This is a genomic window from Shimia aestuarii (assembly GCF_900114635.1).
Lineage (GTDB): Bacteria > Pseudomonadota > Alphaproteobacteria > Rhodobacterales > Rhodobacteraceae > Shimia > Shimia aestuarii.
In genome coordinates this window covers 69,324-84,200 of record NZ_FOTQ01000012.1, presented here as the reverse complement: position 1 = coordinate 84,200, position 14,877 = coordinate 69,324, and the positions used below count along the sequence as shown (strand labels likewise).

Sequence of the window (14,877 nt, the reverse complement as noted above, 5' to 3'; positions counted from 1 at the left end):
AAGGACGAAGAAGCCCCGATCTTCCAGGTCGCAGACTTCGGCCTCGTCGCAGACCTCTTCGCAGCCGTACCAGAACTCACCGACAAACTGTGAGGCCCTGTGCCGGGCTGACGCCCGGCCAAAACACTCTTTCAAAAGGCCCGCCGGACCGGTGGGCCTTTTTCATTCCATGACCGCACGCAAGGCCCGCGACAGGACCGCCGAAGCCTCGGCATGTGCGGCGGGGCCCAGCATGCGCTGCGCCGCCACCTTTTCCATTGCGGTACAACGCATCCCCTGCATACCCTTCTTACGGGCAGCCTCGCTGGCCACGACCTCCACGATATCCTCGACCAGCGGACGCAGATCCTCGATCATCCGGCGGTCCACGAACAGCGGATCCGCCCCAAGACCAGCCGTGTCGCCCACCGCATCAGGCGCGTGATCGGCGAACCACAGCAGCACAATCTTCCCCCCGATCGTGTTCAGGAGCAGCTTCATCCGCGCCACCCAGGCCATGCGCAGCTCGTCGCGCACCATGCCATAGCGATCCGGAGCCCGCGCACAGACCGTGCCCAGCATGTGGCGCGTAAAGTGAAACTCGCTGAAATCCACTTCACGGAACACCATCCGCATCATGTTGGACGCACCGACAAACCGGTCATTCCGACGCGGATGCACCTTGTAGAATCGGTTCGACATGTTTTGCGCGCCCATCACCTGAACCACCGTCACCCTGGCCCGCTGCGCGATTTCCAGCAACGCGGGCTCGGACAGGAACACATCCACCCCCGCGTTGACAAAGCCGAGGTTCACGCAGGTTTGCCCCAACGCCTCCTCGACCAGTTGCGGAAACGGCGCAGGGATGAACTTGCCATAGGTTTCCGTCCCGCCAAGGAAAGCGACGAAGTCCCCCTCCAACTCTTTTTTGGGGCCGCGAAACAACAGCCGGGACGTGCCATATCGGCATGGCTCATAGTCGAGGTCGCCATCCCCCATTTTCTCGTAAGACATAATGCTCACCACCAAAATTTTCACCCGGGACAGAGAATCACAGATAGACCTTGCGAAAAGGCTAATGTGCCAACTTGTCTTAAGTTTTAGACACCTCCGGCCCTTGCGGCCTGCCAAGCCTGCCGCGTATGGTCGTCTCAAAGATCACAAGGGTTCGGCATATGGATATTAATTCGATTGGGGTCGTGGGCGCAGGCCAGATGGGCAACGGGATTGCGCATGTCATGGCGCTTGCAGGCTATGAGGTGCTTCTGAACGATATCAACCAGGATGCGCTGGACGGCGCCGTGGCGCGAATCGACAAGAACCTCGAACGTCAGGTCAGCCGCGAGACGATTTCGGCCGATGACAAGGCCGCCGCGATGGGCCGCATCAAAACGACGCTGGCACTGCCGGCCGTGGCTGGCACCGATCTGGTCATCGAGGCCGCAACCGAGCGGGAAGAAATCAAACATCAGATTTTCGACGCGCTTGGACCGCATCTGAAGCCCGACACGATTTTGACATCGAATACCTCGTCCATCTCAATTACCCGGCTGGCCTCGCGTACGGACCGTCCCGAACGGTTCATGGGCTTTCATTTCATGAACCCGGTACCGGTCATGCAGCTTGTCGAACTGATCCGGGGCATCGCCACGGATGAAGCGACCTACCAGACCTGCCTTGGCATCGTGGAAAAGCTGGGCAAGACGGCCGCAAGCGCCGAAGATTATCCCGCCTTCATCGTGAACCGCATCCTGATCCCGATGATCAACGAGGCGTGTTACGCACTATATGAAGGTGTGGGCAACGTGGCCTCGATCGACAACGCCATGAAACTGGGGGCGAACCACCCGATGGGGCCGCTGGAGCTGGGCGATTTCATCGGTCTGGATACCTGCCTTTCGATCATGCATGTGCTGCATGACGGGCTGGCCGATACCAAGTATCGCCCCTGCCCGCTTTTGACAAAATATGTCGAGGCTGGGTGGCTGGGCCGCAAGACCAAGCGCGGGTTCTATGACTATCGCGGGGACACCCCGGTTCCGACGCGCTAACCTGGTTTCGTTGCATTGGGGGGCTATCTGCCCCCCGGTTTTGAAACGCTCCCCCCGAGGGTTTTTCAGGAAAAAGAAAGTGTGGATCAGCCCTGGGTTCCAAGGCTGAGCGTGTGTGCACGCAACCACGCCATGAACTTGCGCGGGCTTTCATCGAGCAGCTTCATCTGCTCGTCGCTCAGTGGTTTGCCCACGATGGGGGCCTGCGGTTTGTTGCAGGAGCGCACGATCTCATGCAGCAGCAGGCCCTGACGCAGGATGGGCGAAACCTGGCAGGCGATCTGATAGGCGCGGGAATTACGGCCCGGGAAAAAGATCGGCACGACGCGCGCACCGGATTTCCGGATCATCTTGGCCGTGAACACGTTCCATTCGCGCTCGACCGGCGGGCCCCACCAGCTGTCTGACGACATCACCACGCCGGAAGGAAAGAGCGCGACCACACCGTTCTCGGACAGGTGCGCCATGGCCTTGGCGCGCATTTCGACCATCTTGCGTTGTGCTTCGGGGTCGTGCTGGAACGGCACCGGGATCATGAACGAGGTTGCCGCCTCATCGAGGCCGGTCAGAACCGAGCGGGTCAGGATGCGGTAATCCTGGCGCACGCGCCCGATCAGGTCGGCAAAGATCATCCCGTCGACCATGCCATGCGGGTGATTGGCAACGACGATAACCGGGCCTTCTGCGGGGATGTTTTGCAACTGTTCCAAAGGGGTCTGCAATTCGATCCCCATGGTGTTGAGCGCACCACGCCAGAATCTCTGACCTCGGTATTCGGCATTATTGCGCTCGAACTTGTTGACCATGCGCAGGATTTTCAGCTTGCCCGTGCACCATTCTATGGCGCGGATCGCAAACGAGGTCCAGGGGTCGTCGAATGAGTTGGCGTAGGTCAGCGTCCGGCGGTCATAAGTCTGACCCTCGGTGCGTGTCTCTCCGGTCGCCGTGCGTGGCTCTGGCAAAGTGTCTACCAAGTCTTCTTTCCCTGCCCCGGCGCGCGCCGCGCGTCAGAACCCTTCTCCGAACTTGTCAGCGACCAGTGCCTCGATGGCATCCGCCAGCGCGGGCGCGTCCGGCCCGCTGGTCTGAATGTCGATCGACGTGCCCTTGGAGGCTGCCAACATCAGCAAACCCATAATACTGTCGCCGCTTGCGCTCAACCCATCCTTTGACACTTCGGCCGAGGCGTCAAAGCCTTCGACCACTTCGACAAGCTTGGCCGAGGCGCGAGCGTGCAGACCCTTTTCATTGGTGATTTGCAAGGTTCGGGAAATTGTCTCGGACATTCAGTCAATCCGTATGTACGTTTTGGCTATCAATATACTTGCGCCCGGCTTCCAGCGACGCGCGCACCGCATCCGGCACGGCGAGGTGGCGGCTCTTGGCCAGTTTGATCAGCATGGGCAGGTTCGCACCGTAAAGGATGCGGCGATTGTCGGGCGCACAGGCCTTGAGGCTCAGGTTCGAGGGAGAACCGCCGAACATATCCGTCACCACGATCACGCCATCGCCCATATCCACCTCGTCCGCCGCGGCGCAGATTTCGGTCTGTTTGCTGGGGCGGTCGTGTTCCGTTTCAATGGTGATGGCGCGCACGCCCTTCTGTGATCCCACGACATGCTCCATGGCCGCCAGGTATTCCCTGGCCAGCCCGCCATGTGCCACGATCACGATCCCGATCACGCCGTTGTATCTCCATTCACGTTGTCACCCGGGGCAAGTCCGGGCAGTGTCGTAAACCTGTCAAGTTCACGATGCCTTATTGACACTTGCCAACCCCGTTGCGCAAGGGCCTGTGCGACGGTTTCCGTCACGAAAACGGAACGATGTTTCCCCCCAGTGCACCCGAAGGCAATCTCCAGATGGCTCCGTCCTTCGGAGATATAGGCAGGCAGCAGCAGGTCGACCATCCCCATGAGCCTTTCCAGAAAGGGCGCAAAGCTGGGATCGGTGGACACATAGGCCCCGACAGGGGCATCCATGCCAGTCAACGCTCGCAGGTCTTCCACCCAATGCGGGTTGTGAAGGAAACGGCAATCGAAAACCATGTCCGCGGTCTGTGGCAAAGCGCGCTTGTAGCTGAAGGACTGCACGGAAAGTGCCAGCGGCTGGCGATCCTTTGGCGCAAACAACTTTTCAACAGCGGCGCGCAGGTCGTGCGGTGACAGGGCAGAGGTATCGATCAGGACATCGGCCGCGTCACGCACCGGTGACAGAAGGGCAAATTCCCGCTGGATACCCTCTCGGGGGCTTTCTTCCTGTGCCATCGGATGCCGGCGCCGCGTTTCACTGTAGCGGCGCAGAAGAATTTCCGGGCTGCAGTCGAGATAAAGCAATTCGGGCACCGGCCCATCAATGCGCTCAAGAAGATCCAGCGCCTCTTTTACCGACGTAGGCGAATAATCGCGGTTGCGCGTGTCGATGCCAAGCGCCATTGGTCGTTCCAGCGGCATCCCCGAGAACAGGGGTTCCATCAGCCGAAGCGGCAGGTTGTCGATCGTTTCATAACCGGCATCTTCGAGCGCCTTGATCGCGGTCGAACGCCCCGCCCCGGAAGGGCCGGTAACAAGCACGAGGCGATGCGACTGTTTCAGACGATCCGGCATGGGTTCAGGCGGTCCTTCCATGGCGCAGGAATTGCAGTATGGCTGCCGCAAAATGTGTGCCTTCAGCGTGCCAAAGCAAGGGCACGGATTGCCCCAATAGAACAATTTCGCGTGGGTGGGGCAACCGATCGTTTTCCTTTCGGTCCAGATCCACGACGAGGCGCACATCGGCGGCATCGACCGGTTTCGCGTTCAGGATACCGACGCCCCGCGCCTCGATCATGCCGCGAATATGTTGCGGCGCACGGGCAACCAACCGGCTCGCGTGCAAGGCAACCTCGGTCCTGTCATCCGAAACCAGATCCGCGCCATATGCCATCAGCTGAAGTGCAAGCCCGGACTTTCCACGCCCCGACGCGCCGATGATGAGAGCCGCACGCCCCTGCACCGCCACGCAGCTTGCGTGAAGCATGGTCTGCAGCGGTCCGTCCGTATCCGAAGCGCCCTGCATAACGACCTTTCCTCTCGGTTTCTCGGATCAGACGGGCAAACCCACCACGAACCGCGCACCCAGCGGGTCCGATGTCACGTCGGCATCGGTTGGGCGGATGTTCTCGGCCCAGATCACGCCGCCATGCGCTTCGACAATCTGCTTCGAAATCGCAAGGCCAAGGCCGGAATTGTTGCCGAAATCGGATTCGGGGCGGTGCGAATAGAACCGGTTGAAAATCTTGTTGAGCGCCTGATCCGGGATGCCGGGGCCGGTATCCTCGACCACCACCAGCACGCGGTTTTCCCGCTTGCGCGCCCAGATGCGGATCGCGTCGCCGTCTTCGCAGAAACTGATCGCGTTGGTGATCAGGTTGACAAAGACCTGCGCCAGCCGCGCCTCAAGCCCGTTGATCTCGATCGGGGTTTCGGGCAGGTCGGTGATGAATTCGATGCCCTTGCCCTTGGCGTCCTCGCCCAGATATTGCGCCAAGTTGCCGATCATTTCGAGCAGGTTGAACTGTTCTTCTTCTTCCTTGACCAACTCGCTGTCCAACCGCGAGGCGTTGGAAATATCGCTGACCAGCCGGTCCAACCGACGCACGTCATGCTCGATCACATCAAGCAGTTTTTCGCGATGTTCTTCTTTCTTCACCACGCGCAGGCTGCCTACGGCAGAGCGCAGTGAGGCCAGTGGGTTCTTGATTTCATGCGCCACGTCAGCAGCAAATTGTTCATTGCTGTCAATGCGTTCGTAAAGCGCTGACACCATGCCTCGCAAGGCGCCCGACAGGCGTCCGATTTCATCTGGGCGCGCGGTCAGATCCGGGATACGCACCCGGCCCGGATTGACCTTGCGACTGTCCGTGTCCCGCCCGATTTCCGCAGCCGCCGCAAGATCTGAAAGCGGATTCGAAATCGTCGAGGCCAGAACCATCGACAGGCCCACGGACACCACGGTCGCAATCAGGAACATCTGCAGCACCCGTTCACGCTCGCCGCGCACCATCTGGTCCAGTTCCCCGGCGGCGCTGGTCAGCACGACGGCGCCAACAGCGGCGCCATTCTGCATCACCGGCACGGCCACCGCAAAAACCGTTGCCCCCACCTGATCTTCGAGCGTGGCAAGGATCTCCTGCCCACCGACAGCGTCCCCGGAAAGAGCGCGCGCCTGCTCTTCGACCGTGGCGCGCTGCGGGCCAACCGCGTCCCCGGCGCCGCCAAACAGTCCCCAGATCCAGTTCAGCGCCGACGTCAGGGGCGTGCCCTGCGGACGTTCCGCCAGCATGTCGGCGGCATCTGCTGAAGCCTGTCCGGCCTTGCTTCCGACGCCGGTCCGGGCCGTGTCATAGACAAAGACCTTGGTGCCCTCGCGCAGCGGCAGCTTTTCAAGCGTACCGGCCACATCAATCCCGTCGCCGGTTGCCATGTTCACCGGCGCTCCGGCGGGCATCTGCGCCTCGAAGGCGCCCGCGATCAACCGTGCCTCGGTCATCAGCCCGGCGGCGCGCTGCACCGCAAAGCTGTCGCGCGCAGAATTGAGATAAAGGATACCCGCCACCAAAACGCACAACGCGATCAGGTTGAACGTGATGATCTTGCGGGTCAGCGGGGACTTGGAAAGCGGCAAAAGACGGCGCCGTTCACGCCGTCCCCGCAATTCCTTTTCGACATTGGCCTCGGGCGCGACCCAGTCATCGCCCAATACAACGTCTCCGTCCCGCCCCTGGGCCATGTCGCGCACTTCAGTCCTTCCGGCTGCCGCTTTTACTCTTCGTTGTACCTATAGCCGATGCCATAGAGGGTCTCAATCGCCGAGAACTCCGGGTCCACGCTGCGCATTTTCTTGCGCAAACGCTTGATATGGCTGTCGATCGTACGGTCATCCACATAAACTTGGTCATCATAGGCCACGTCCATGAGCTGATCGCGGCTCTTCACGAAACCGGGGCGCTGCGCCAGCGCCTGCAACAGCAGGAATTCGGTTACGGTCAGAGTCACGTCCTTGCCCCGCCAGCTCACCGAATGGCGCAGAGGATCCATCACCAGGTCACCGCGGCTCATCACCTTTGTTTCTTCGGTATCACCGACGATATCGCCGTCCACCGCTTCCTGGCGCCGCAGCAACGCGCGGATACGTTCCACGAGAAGACGCTGCGAGAAGGGTTTCTTGACATAGTCATCCGCGCCCATGCGCAGACCGAGAACTTCGTCGATCTCGTCATCCTTCGAGGTCAGGAAAATGACCGGCATCGAGGTTTTCTGGCGCAGACGCTGCAAGAGGTCCATGCCATCCATGCGGGGCATCTTGATGTCCAGCACGGCCATATCGGGCAATTTCTTATTGAATGCGTCCAGCGCCTGCTGGCCGTCATTATATGTTTCGACTTCAAACCCTTCTGCCTCAAGGGTCATGGAAACGGACGTCAGGATATTCCTGTCGTCATCCACAAGGGCAATCTTCGACATTGATCGGGTCCTTATACTGCTCGTTTTTTATGCCTGTTTTTTGCGGTATTATGCGCAATTACCGCCCAGGCAATCAATCCAAAAGTGCGATTCGGGTCACAATCCGGACTTATTTGACACAGGTTTCGCTAACCAATGGCTAATTTGCCTCACTTTCTGCCGCGCTTCTAAGCGGATTGTTTCCGATCCAGCCCCCTGATTGCGCTAACCTGCAAGTGGTTGCGCTAACTGCGCTAAACCGTCCTATCCTTTCTCTGGAACGACATGTTAAGAGCGCCCCGTGGTGCCCGCGTCGCGGGCTGATCGGGACGTTTCTTGCAAGATGTTCCAGTAATTCAAGAACTGCCGCCCCTCTCCGGGCCGGCTACAGGAGTTTGCAGATGACATTTGGACGGGTAAACCCGCAATTCCGCCTCGAAGATCAAGGGATCGAAGGGCTGGGCAATGTCTATTACAACCTTATGGAGCCGGCTTTGGTTGAGGCCGCTCTGAAGAACGGCGAAGGCACGCTGGGTCAGGGCGGTACGTTCCTGGTTAGCACCGGTGAATTTACCGGCCGCTCGCCCAAGGACAAATTCACGGTCCGCACCGAGACCACCGAGAACACGATCTGGTGGGAAAACAACGCCCCGATGGAAGCTGACGCCTTTGATCGCCTGCACGCCGACATGGTCGCGCATATGAAGGGCCGCAACTACTACGTTCAGGATCTTTATGCCGGGGCCGACCCCGCGCACCGGTTGAACGTGCGCGTGATCAACGAGCTTGCGTGGCACAACCTCTTCATCCGTCACCTGCTGCGCCGCCCGGCGCGCGACGAACTTGACGGGTTCACCTCGGATTTCACGATCATCAACTGCCCCAGCTTCAAGGCCGACCCGGCCAAGCATGGATGCCGCACCGAGACCGTGATCGCCGTCAACTTCGACAAGAAGCTGATCCTGATCGGCAACACCGAATACGCGGGCGAGAACAAGAAATCCGTCTTCGGCGTTCTGAACTACCTGCTGCCGGAAAAAGGCATCATGCCGATGCACTGCTCGGCCAACCACGCCGACGGCAACCCGGTCGACGCCGCCGTGTTCTTCGGCCTTTCCGGCACCGGCAAGACCACCCTGTCCGCTGATCCCAACCGCACCCTGATCGGCGACGACGAACATGGCTGGTCGGATCGCGGCACCTTCAACTTCGAAGGCGGTTGCTATGCCAAGACCATCGGTCTGAACCCCGAGGCAGAGCCGGAAATCTATGCCACGACAAAGATGTTCGGCACCGTGATCGAGAACATGATCTTCGACGAAGAGACCAAAGAGCTCGACTTCGAAGACAGCACCCTGACCGAGAACATGCGCTGCGCCTATCCGCTGGATTCGATCCCGAACGCGTCGGATAACGGCCTTGGCGGGCACCCCAAGAACGTGATCATGCTCACCTGTGACGCGTTTGGCATCCTGCCTCCGATCGCCCGCCTGACCCCGGCCCAGGCCGAGTACCACTTCCTGTCGGGCTTCACCGCCAAGATGGCAGGTACCGAGCGCGGCGTGACCGAACCCGCCCCGGCGTTCTCGACCTGCTACGGCGCGCCCTTCATGCCGCGTCGCCCCGAAGCCTATGGCAGCCTGCTGCGCCAGAAGATTGCCGAACACGGCACCACCTGCTGGCTGGTCAACACCGGCTGGACCGGCGGCGCCTATGGCACCGGCAACCGCATGCCGATCAAGGCCACCCGTGCCCTGCTGACCGCGGCGCTGGACGGCTCGCTGAACGAAGCCACCTTCCGCAAGGACCCCAACTTCGGCTTCGAAGTGCCGGTCACGGTTCCCGGTGTGGACGCCGGTCTTCTGGACCCGCGCTCGACCTGGGAAGACAAGGAAGCTTACGACGCGCAGGCCAAGAAACTGGTCAAGATGTTCGCCGAGAACTTTGAACAGTACCTGCCCTATATCGACGCAGACGTGAAAGCCGCCGCCATCGGATAAGCGCCACGTTCGAAACGATCAGAAAAGCCCCGGACAGGATCCGGGGCTTTTTCGTTATAGCAAACCCGCAGACAGCTCGCCTCGTTCAAGCTGCCCGCACCCCCTTGCTCCAGACCGCCCGCAACGCTGGCACACCTTCGGTCAGCCGGAACCGGATCAGGTCGGCCGTCCTGCCAACCTCGAGCCGTCCGCGATCATCCAGCCCGGTATATTGCGCCGGGGCTGCCGTGACCGTGTGCAATCCCTTGGCCATGTCGCCCCAATGCTGTCCCAACTGCACCGCTGACAACAGCAGCGACGACGGAACATAATCCGACGAGATAATGTCCAGAAGCCCGGCCTCGGCCAGCTCGATGGCCGCCACGTTCCCGGAATGCGACCCGCCCCGCACAAGGTTGGGCCCACCCATGATATTGGCAATCTGGTGCATGTGATTGGCCCGCGCCGCGGCCAAAGTTGTCGGAAACTCGGCCAGCCGAATACCGTGCCGCGCCGATGTCGCCACCTGTTCGGCAGTCGTGTCATCGTGGCTTGCCAACACCGCGCCAAAGCGCTTGGCCGCGGCCACAGCCGCAGCTTCATGCCGGTCCCCAAGGTTGGCACGAAGGGTCAGAAGGTGATCAACATGGCGGGCAAACTCATCGCCGCCCAACCCGTATTTCCCCCGGATGAACCCCTCGTACTTGTCGAGGTTGGTGAACTGGCGCTGCCCGGGCGTATGGTCCATCAGGCTCACGATCCCGATCCGGTCCGCCGGGCCGAACTCGTCAAGTTCCTCGATCAATGTCTCCGAACAGGTCTCGGCTCGCAAATGCAGATGGTGGCTGATCCGCAACCCGCCACTGTCCCGCATCGACAGGATCTCGTCGGCAATCGCGCGCGCGTATTTTCCGTATTTGTTGTTCGGCCCGTTGACGATCGACCCGACCCGGATCGCATCAAACACCGTGGTGATACCGACGCTGGCCAGTTCCGCATCATGCGCCACGATCGCCGCCTGATGCGGCCAGTCCACCTTGGGGCGCGGATGCAAATGCCGCTCAAGATTGTCCGTGTGCAGCTCGATCAGCCCGGGCGCCACGAAGTCCCCCTCGCAATCCACCGCACCCGCCGGCACCGCCGTGCCGCTGTCCATCTCGACAATCATGCCGCCCCGCACCACGACACTGCCCTGCAGCGTTTCGTGCGGCAAAACCAGCATGGCATTGGCGAGGATCATCTCTTGTGTCATCTCTGCGTCACATCCTGTTGTCATCAGCGTTCCAAAAACCCGAGCCCGAGGCCCCATGCAATTCAGACGATACGGCATCTACTACACCCCGCATCCCGGCGCGCTTGCCGATTTCGGCGCGCGCTGGCTTGGCTGGGACGTGGCTAGCGGTCAGCCCGCCCCGCATCCCGATATTCCCGGCCTGCCCGCGCCTCTGCCCGACATCACCGCAACGCCGCGAAAATACGGGCTGCACGGCACGATCAAGCCGCCGTTCCACCTTGCCGAAGGCGCCACTGCCGCCGCGCTTGCGGACGCCTTGCACATCCTCTGCGCCAGCCTCGCGCCCGTGACGCTCGACGGCCTGCACCTTGCCCGGCTGGGCCGCTTCCTCGCCCTCAAGATCGACGGCGACCAGACACCACTGGCCAACCTCGCGGCCAGCGTCGTGCAACAGCTCGACCCGTTCCGCGCGCCCCCAAGCGACGCCGAACTCGCCCGCCGCCGCCGCGCCCGGCTGAACGCCCGGCAAGAGGCCCTGCTCGCGCAATGGGGCTATCCCTACGTGCTCGATGAATTCCGTTTTCACATCACCCTGACCGGACCTCTGGCCCCGGAGCAGGCGGTCGAAGTCGAAACCGCACTCGCACCCCATATCACGCCCCTGCTGCCCCGCCCCTTCACGGTGCGGGATCTCACCCTTGTGGGCGAAGACATCTCGGGAATGTTCCACGAAATCCACCGCTACACCCTCACCGGATAAAGCGCGTCCAGCGCCTGCGCCACGGTGTCCTCAAGCGCCCCGTCATTGCTGATCTCGATCACGTCCGCGCCTTTGGGCCGCACAAATTCGGCCCGCGCCAGCCGGGCGGCCACTTCTTCACGGCTCTCCCTGCCCCGCGCCGCCAGCCGCGCCGCAAGCGTCTCGGGCGCCGCCACCAGCGACAACACCGCAAAGTGCTCAAACCGCGCCCGCGCCGCGCCAAGCACCGTGCGCGACAGGTTCACGAGGATCGTGTCCTCCCCAGCCACCTCTTCCTGTGGAATGCCATAGCGCAGCCCGTGCGCCTCCCACCAAAGCGCAAAGCCCCCCTCTGCGACTCTCAGGTCAAATCCGGCTTCGCTCAGAGCGTCAAAGTCTTCGCCCCCGGCCTCTTCCGGGCGCGTGATCACCCGCCGCGCCAGCCGGATGTCGGGATGCGCCGTCGCAAGCGCATGCATCACCGTATCCTTGCCCACGCCGCTCGGTCCAACGACACCAATCACGTGCGCGCCCATCACGCGGCCCTTGGCGTATAGGCCGATACGTCCACCACCCGGTCGCACACACGCTCCCGGGCTGCTTCGTCATGGAAGATCCCGATGATCGCCGCCCCGCGCGCCTTGGCCTCCTCGATCAGCTCCAGCACCGTGTCCCGGTTCGCTGCATCAAGGCTTGCCGTCGGCTCATCCAAAAGCAGCGCCGGGTAATCATGTGCAAAGCCCCGCGCGATATTCACCCGCTGCTGCTCCCCTCCCGAAAACGACGTCGGGCTCAACGCCCAGAGACGTTCTGGAATGCGCAGCCGGGTCAGCAACGCGCGCGCCCGGTTCCGCGCCACCTCGGCGTCCACACCCAGCACCAGCAGGGGCTCGGCCACCACGTCCAGCGTCGGCACCCGCGGCACCACCCGCAGGAACTGGCTCACATAGCCCAGCGTTTCCCGCCGAAGCGCCAGTATCTCGCGCGGCGGCGCCTGCACCACGTCCACCCCATCGACAACAATCCGCCCCTCAGCAGCAAGGTAATTGCCATAGATCATCCGCATCAAGGTCGACTTGCCCGCGCCCGACGCCCCGATCAGCCCGACGCAATCCCCGCGCGCCACCGACAGGGTCGCACCTTGCATCACCGGGATCACAACACACCCCTGATTATGCAGCGTAAAGGTCTTGGCCACCCCTTCAATCTCGATCATCCATGTCTTCCTTTTGCCAAAAATATCCTCGGGGGGAGTCGCTTGCGACGGGGGGCAGACAGCCCCCCTGCCCCGTCCTCAAACCTGCAACACGCTGGAAACAAGAAGCTGCGTATAGGCATGCTGCGGATCGTCCAGCACCTGGTCCGTCAGCCCGGTTTCCACCACCTGCCCGTCCTTCATCACCATCAGCCGGTCCGCCAAAAGCCGCACCACGGCAAGGTCATGGGTCACGATGATCGCACTCAACCCCATTTCGCGCACAAGCCCCCGCAACAGATCCAGAAGCCGCGCCTGCACCGACACGTCCAGCCCCCCGGTCGGTTCATCCATGAACACCAGCCGCGGCCCGGTCACGAGGTTGCGCGCGATCTGAAGGCGCTGCTGCATCCCGCCTGAAAACTGTGTCGGGCGATCATCCACCCGGCTCTCGGCAATCTCGACCCGGTCCAGCCAGTCCACCGCCTCGGCGCGAATACCGCCGTAATGACGCGCGCCGACGGCCATCAGCCGCTCTCCGACATTACCTCCGGCACTCACGTTCATCCGAAGCCCGTCCCGCGCATGCTGATGCACAAAGGCCCAATCCGTCCGCCCCAGCATGCGCCGCTCCGGCTCCGACATGGTCACGGTATCCTTCACCGCCCCATCCCGCATCTCGAACAGCACTTCGCCCCGGTCCGGCACAAGATGCCCCGCAAGACAATTGAGCAAGGTCGACTTGCCCGACCCGCTCTCCCCGACGATGCCCATCACCTCGCCGGGATAGAGATCGAAATGCACATCCGCACAGCCGATCCGCTTGCCATACATGTGCGTGACTCCGCGCACCGACAGCAGCGGCCCGTTCGTTTCACCTTGGATCATGGGAAACCTCCAACCGCGTGCCCCCCGGCTCACGGATCATGAAATGTATCTTGGGCCCCTTGCCCGACAATTCCGGCGCAAACTCCACCTCGACGCCGGGCCAGACCCGAACCCGCTCGAACACCGCGCGCAGCGTCGCTTCATCCGCCACTTTCAGCGCGGTATGATGCAGCCCGACATTGGCATGGCGGTCAAACCCGCTGCCTTTTTGCGTTTGCTGCCAAAGCGTGATCTTCGACGTGCCATCCGTGACATAGGCCGACGGATAGTCCGGATTGCCGCCAAACTGTTCCCAGCCCAGCGCACCAGTGAAAAACGCCAGGCTCGCCTGCAGGTCCCTCACGGTCAGTCCCAGATGATCAATTCCAAGCGTATCCGCGCTCATGCCGCACCCTCCTGCTCGATGGCGCCCTGCGCGCCCACATGCCCCGCCGCCCGACGGCTGGCACAGTAATCCGTGTCCGAACAGACAAACATCCGCGTACCCGAGTCATCCATGATGACTTCATCCAGATAGCTGTCATCCGCCCCGCACAGGTCACAGGGCGCATCCGCCTTGCTCGCCTCGAACGGGTAGTCTTCGAAATCAAGGCTCACCACCCGGCACCACGGCGGCAACGCATAGATCCGCTGCTCACGCCCCGCGCCGAACAGCTGGATTGCCGCCATTTCCAGCTTCGGGTTGTCGAACTTGGGAATGGGCGACGGGTCCATCACGTACCGCCCTTCCACCTTCACCGGATAGGCATAAGCCGTGGCAATCGCGCCGTGGCGGCTGATATCCTCGTACAGCTTCACATGCATCAGCCCGTATTCCTCAAGGCTGTGCATCTTGCGCGTCTCCACCTCGCTCGGCTCAAGAAATCGCAAAGGTTCGGGAATCGGCACCTGGTAGACAAGGATCTGATCCTCGCGCAGCGGCTCTTCGGGAATGCGGTGGCGCGTCTGGATCACGCTGGCTTTGCTCGTCTCCTCGGTGGTCGCAACCCCAGCCGTGCGTTCAAAGAACTTGCGGATCGACACCGCGTTCGTCGTGTCATCCGCGCCCTGGTCGATCACCTTGAACGTGTCCTCGGGCGTCAACGTCGCCGCGCTCACCTGCACGCCTCCGGTGCCCCAACCATAAGGCATAGGCATTTCCCGGCTGGCAAACGGCACCTGGTAACCCGGGATCGCCAGCCCCTTGAGGATGGCCCGGCGGATCATCCGCTTGGTCTGCTCATCCAGATAGGCAAAGTTGTAATCGGTCATTTCGGTGGCGGTTTCCGGGCCGTTTTCCCTCAAATCCATCATCTTCTTGCCCCTTTTTCCCGGTATGCGAGAGCTTCA

Annotated in this window: 18 protein-coding genes; 4 read left to right on the top strand and 14 right to left on the bottom strand. The window is 61.7% G+C overall.

Translation table 11 applies throughout. From position 1 onward, the window contains the following. A partial coding sequence (locus BMZ35_RS19135; protein WP_093096635.1) for a hypothetical protein occupies nt 1–93 on the top strand: 93 nt, incomplete at its 5' end. 69 nt (nt 94–162) lie between these two features. On the opposite strand, the gene BMZ35_RS19130 is transcribed toward BMZ35_RS19135, so the two are convergent. Continuing rightward, a complete protein-coding gene (locus BMZ35_RS19130; protein WP_093096633.1) occupies nt 163–993 on the bottom strand; it encodes a DUF6473 family protein in 831 nt (276 codons plus the stop codon). Nucleotides 994–1,154: 161 nt separating this feature from the next. Between BMZ35_RS19130 and BMZ35_RS19125 the strand changes: the two genes are divergently transcribed. Then, complete coding sequence (locus tag BMZ35_RS19125; RefSeq protein WP_093096630.1) at nt 1,155–2,030, top strand: 3-hydroxybutyryl-CoA dehydrogenase; 876 nt, start codon at nt 1,155–1,157, stop codon at nt 2,028–2,030. A gap of 86 nt (nt 2,031–2,116) precedes the next feature. On the opposite strand, the gene BMZ35_RS19120 is transcribed toward BMZ35_RS19125, so the two are convergent. From BMZ35_RS19120 to BMZ35_RS19090, 7 genes are read right to left on the bottom strand one after another with little or no spacing between them, the layout of a single operon-like run. Then, nucleotides 2,117–3,004 carry a lysophospholipid acyltransferase family protein gene (locus BMZ35_RS19120; RefSeq protein ID WP_093096627.1) on the bottom strand — a complete coding sequence of 296 codons (888 nt, stop codon included), beginning with the start codon at nt 3,002–3,004 and terminating at the stop codon, nt 2,117–2,119. Nucleotides 3,005–3,037: 33 nt separating this feature from the next. Further along, entirely contained in the window at nt 3,038–3,316 is a 279-nt protein-coding gene (locus tag BMZ35_RS19115; RefSeq protein ID WP_093096625.1) for an HPr family phosphocarrier protein, read from the bottom strand. A 4-nt stretch (nt 3,317–3,320) separates the two neighbouring features. After that, nucleotides 3,321–3,713 (bottom strand): PTS sugar transporter subunit IIA, encoded by a 393-nt coding sequence (locus tag BMZ35_RS19110; protein WP_093096623.1) that lies wholly within the window; start codon nt 3,711–3,713, stop codon nt 3,321–3,323. Further along, nucleotides 3,710–4,657 carry an RNase adapter RapZ gene (rapZ, locus tag BMZ35_RS19105; protein ID WP_242654860.1) on the bottom strand — a complete coding sequence of 316 codons (948 nt, stop codon included), beginning with the start codon at nt 4,655–4,657 and terminating at the stop codon, nt 3,710–3,712. The genes BMZ35_RS19110 and rapZ overlap by 4 nt, the downstream gene beginning before the upstream one ends. Further along, nucleotides 4,641–5,087 (bottom strand): HPr kinase/phosphorylase, encoded by a 447-nt coding sequence (locus BMZ35_RS19100; protein WP_093096617.1) that lies wholly within the window; start codon nt 5,085–5,087, stop codon nt 4,641–4,643. Before BMZ35_RS19100 ends, rapZ begins: the two co-directional genes overlap by 17 nt. A gap of 27 nt (nt 5,088–5,114) precedes the next feature. Beyond that, nucleotides 5,115–6,800: a sensor histidine kinase gene (locus BMZ35_RS19095; RefSeq protein ID WP_093096614.1), complete on the bottom strand. Its 1,686-nt coding sequence runs from the start codon at nt 6,798–6,800 to the stop codon at nt 5,115–5,117. A gap of 32 nt (nt 6,801–6,832) precedes the next feature. Beyond that, nucleotides 6,833–7,534, bottom strand: coding sequence for a response regulator transcription factor (locus BMZ35_RS19090; RefSeq protein WP_093096611.1), 702 nt, complete (start codon nt 7,532–7,534; stop codon nt 6,833–6,835). 380 nt (nt 7,535–7,914) lie between these two features. Between BMZ35_RS19090 and BMZ35_RS19085 the strand changes: the two genes are divergently transcribed. Continuing rightward, nucleotides 7,915–9,513, top strand: a complete 1,599-nt coding sequence (locus tag BMZ35_RS19085) for a phosphoenolpyruvate carboxykinase (protein ID WP_093096608.1) — start codon at nt 7,915–7,917, stop codon at nt 9,511–9,513. 85 nt (nt 9,514–9,598) lie between these two features. Here BMZ35_RS19085 and BMZ35_RS19080 read toward each other — a convergent pair whose 3' ends face one another. Beyond that, nucleotides 9,599–10,744: an alpha-D-ribose 1-methylphosphonate 5-triphosphate diphosphatase gene (locus BMZ35_RS19080; RefSeq protein ID WP_093096605.1), complete on the bottom strand. Its 1,146-nt coding sequence runs from the start codon at nt 10,742–10,744 to the stop codon at nt 9,599–9,601. A 55-nt stretch (nt 10,745–10,799) separates the two neighbouring features. On the opposite strand from BMZ35_RS19080, the gene BMZ35_RS19075 reads away from it, so the two are divergent. Continuing rightward, entirely contained in the window at nt 10,800–11,486 is a 687-nt protein-coding gene (locus tag BMZ35_RS19075) for a DUF1045 domain-containing protein (protein ID WP_093096602.1), read from the top strand. On the opposite strand, the gene phnN is transcribed toward BMZ35_RS19075, so the two are convergent. The 5 genes from phnN to BMZ35_RS19050 form a co-directional block, all read right to left on the bottom strand. Beyond that, on the bottom strand, nt 11,468–12,001 hold the full coding sequence (gene phnN / locus BMZ35_RS19070; protein WP_093096599.1) for a phosphonate metabolism protein/1,5-bisphosphokinase (PRPP-forming) PhnN: 534 nt from the start codon (nt 11,999–12,001) through the stop codon (nt 11,468–11,470). The two genes, BMZ35_RS19075 and phnN, sit on opposite strands and share 19 nt — an antisense overlap. Continuing rightward, nucleotides 12,001–12,681, bottom strand: coding sequence for a phosphonate C-P lyase system protein PhnL (gene phnL, locus BMZ35_RS19065; protein WP_093096596.1), 681 nt, complete (start codon nt 12,679–12,681; stop codon nt 12,001–12,003). Before phnL ends, phnN begins: the two co-directional genes overlap by 1 nt. Before the next feature lie 78 nt (nt 12,682–12,759). Then, entirely contained in the window at nt 12,760–13,548 is a 789-nt protein-coding gene (phnK, locus tag BMZ35_RS19060; protein ID WP_093096593.1) for a phosphonate C-P lyase system protein PhnK, read from the bottom strand. Continuing rightward, the gene (locus tag BMZ35_RS19055; RefSeq protein WP_093096590.1) at nt 13,535–13,933 is read right to left on the bottom strand and encodes a VOC family protein; all 399 of its coding nucleotides are present in this window, start codon (nt 13,931–13,933) and stop codon (nt 13,535–13,537) included. The genes phnK and BMZ35_RS19055 overlap by 14 nt, the downstream gene beginning before the upstream one ends. After that, nucleotides 13,930–14,799: an alpha-D-ribose 1-methylphosphonate 5-phosphate C-P-lyase PhnJ gene (locus tag BMZ35_RS19050; protein WP_093096657.1), complete on the bottom strand. Its 870-nt coding sequence runs from the start codon at nt 14,797–14,799 to the stop codon at nt 13,930–13,932. Before BMZ35_RS19050 ends, BMZ35_RS19055 begins: the two co-directional genes overlap by 4 nt. Between the last annotated feature and the right edge of the window lie 78 nt (nt 14,800–14,877).

What these genes read in the sequence shown, in the direction of transcription:
- BMZ35_RS19130 (WP_093096633.1), bottom strand. Translation starts at nt 993, where the DNA reads ATGTCTTACGAGAAAATGGGGGATGGCGACCTCGACTATGAGCCATGC.
- BMZ35_RS19125 (WP_093096630.1), top strand. Translation starts at nt 1,155, where the DNA reads ATGGATATTAATTCGATTGGGGTCGTGGGCGCAGGCCAGATGGGCAAC.
- BMZ35_RS19115 (WP_093096625.1), bottom strand. Translation starts at nt 3,316, where the DNA reads ATGTCCGAGACAATTTCCCGAACCTTGCAAATCACCAATGAAAAGGGT.
- rapZ (WP_242654860.1), bottom strand. Translation starts at nt 4,657, where the DNA reads ATGGAAGGACCGCCTGAACCCATGCCGGATCGTCTGAAACAGTCGCAT.
- BMZ35_RS19100 (WP_093096617.1), bottom strand. Translation starts at nt 5,087, where the DNA reads ATGCAGGGCGCTTCGGATACGGACGGACCGCTGCAGACCATGCTTCAC.
- BMZ35_RS19095 (WP_093096614.1), bottom strand. Translation starts at nt 6,800, where the DNA reads ATGGCCCAGGGGCGGGACGGAGACGTTGTATTGGGCGATGACTGGGTC.
- BMZ35_RS19090 (WP_093096611.1), bottom strand. Translation starts at nt 7,534, where the DNA reads ATGTCGAAGATTGCCCTTGTGGATGACGACAGGAATATCCTGACGTCC.
- BMZ35_RS19085 (WP_093096608.1), top strand. Translation starts at nt 7,915, where the DNA reads ATGACATTTGGACGGGTAAACCCGCAATTCCGCCTCGAAGATCAAGGG.
- BMZ35_RS19080 (WP_093096605.1), bottom strand. Translation starts at nt 10,744, where the DNA reads ATGACACAAGAGATGATCCTCGCCAATGCCATGCTGGTTTTGCCGCAC.
- BMZ35_RS19075 (WP_093096602.1), top strand. Translation starts at nt 10,800, where the DNA reads ATGCAATTCAGACGATACGGCATCTACTACACCCCGCATCCCGGCGCG.
- phnN (WP_093096599.1), bottom strand. Translation starts at nt 12,001, where the DNA reads ATGGGCGCGCACGTGATTGGTGTCGTTGGACCGAGCGGCGTGGGCAAG.
- phnL (WP_093096596.1), bottom strand. Translation starts at nt 12,681, where the DNA reads ATGATCGAGATTGAAGGGGTGGCCAAGACCTTTACGCTGCATAATCAG.
- phnK (WP_093096593.1), bottom strand. Translation starts at nt 13,548, where the DNA reads ATGATCCAAGGTGAAACGAACGGGCCGCTGCTGTCGGTGCGCGGAGTC.
- BMZ35_RS19055 (WP_093096590.1), bottom strand. Translation starts at nt 13,933, where the DNA reads ATGAGCGCGGATACGCTTGGAATTGATCATCTGGGACTGACCGTGAGG.
- BMZ35_RS19050 (WP_093096657.1), bottom strand. Translation starts at nt 14,799, where the DNA reads ATGACCGATTACAACTTTGCCTATCTGGATGAGCAGACCAAGCGGATG.